Here is a 1499-nt window from a genome sequence, read left to right as displayed (position 1 = left end):
GGCGGACACACCTTGGTCAGCTGGTCACCGGTGTAGCCGTACTGCCACGTCTGAGCCGTGGCGGCATCGCCCGCGGTCGACGGATCGGTCGCGACCGTCTGGACATGCCAGGCGGTGGCACCGGTCGGCTGCGACCAGGTCAGGGTGAGCGACCTCTTGGACGTGTCGTTGGTGATCTTCGTCAGGCGCTTGTTCGTGTCGTACGTGAACGTCTCCGTACGACCGGCGAAGTCCTTGATCGTCTTGATGGCGAACGTACCGGCCTTCGCGGTGGCCTGCGTCAGGCCGTACTCCGTGAAGTCTTTGTCCGTCAGCAGGTATCCGACCGCCGAAGGCACGGCGGCCGCCAGGCGCGCGTAGCGGCCCAGCGGCGGCACGAACGTGCCGTCGGTGTTGCGGCCGAACGCGACCTGCTCACCACCGGGGTAGGTGATGATCACGCTCGTGACCGTGCCGGCGCCGTCCTTGACCTCGGTCGCCTTCATGTCGGCGATCGTCGACCAGCCGGCACCGAAAGCACCGTCGATCCGCGGGTCGAGGCTGTTGTAGGAGCGGTCGATCTCTAGGGACGGGCCGACCACCTCCACATCGGCGTCGGTGTCCTCGGTGGTGTAGTTGCCGTCCGACGGGTCGAACTCGTGGCCGTCGGTGTTCTGCGCGAGACCCGAGGTCACCGGCGGCTGCGGCACAGCGGTCGTGAAGCGGCTGGAATCCACCACCTCTTCAGCACCATCGGTGACGCCTACGTACCAGACGTAGGTCTTGCTCCACTTCAGTTTTCCGGCCGGGATCTTCCAGTGCGGCTTGGTCACCGTGCCGGACGCGACGAGCGGGGTCGTGCTCGTGCTGTCGGCGTCGTAGACCTCGAAGGTGTACGACAGGGCCGCGTTGGGCGCCTTGTCGGCGTCGCTCGCGTAGACGAGCAGCTCCGGCTGGAGGGTGTTGGCCTGGAAGTTCTCCGACGGGTACGAGGCGTTGACCTGCGGGGCCGTGCCGGTCGTGTACGTCAGGTCGAGCGCCGGGCGGAAGCCGGCCGTCGCCGAGTTGTCGGAGTGGAACTTCTTCCAGTGCAGCCCGTCGCTCGTCGGCGCGGTCATCGCGAGACCGTGGTTCGCTCCCCCACCGGCGACCTGGTTGAACCAGGCCGTGGACAGACTCACCGGCATCTTCACACCGACGCTCGCCGAGTTCCCGCTGTTGGAACAGGAGGCGCCCGGCGACGGCGTCGCGGTGCCGATCGAGGTGCCGTAGGACGGCCCCGGGTAGCTGGTGACCCCGGACGGCGTCCAGGACTGGGTGATCGGGTGCACCGAGAACGACTGCGGGGTGCAGGTCGAGGACCAGAGCGCGTACACGTTCAGGGTGGCGGCGGTGACCCGCTGCCCCGCGAGCGTGGTGCCCAGCGAGGAGAACTGCAGGAACGAGTTCGCCTTGTTCGTGCCCGAGTCGTAGGAGCCGACCTTGATCTGCGTCTCGGTGGAGTGGTCACCACCGATCGT

General features: G+C 67.4%; 1 protein-coding gene. It reads right to left on the bottom strand.

What is annotated here, in order from left to right; genetic code table 11:
* Positions 1–1499, bottom strand: a 1499-nt coding sequence (locus tag IE136_RS35515) for a DNRLRE domain-containing protein (RefSeq protein WP_229818763.1), incomplete at both ends; no start/stop codon positions are given.

The sequence above is a fragment of the Streptomyces lateritius genome (assembly GCF_014649715.1).
Lineage (GTDB): Bacteria > Actinomycetota > Actinomycetes > Streptomycetales > Streptomycetaceae > Streptomyces > Streptomyces lateritius.
This window is presented reverse-complemented; position numbering and strand designations above follow the sequence as displayed.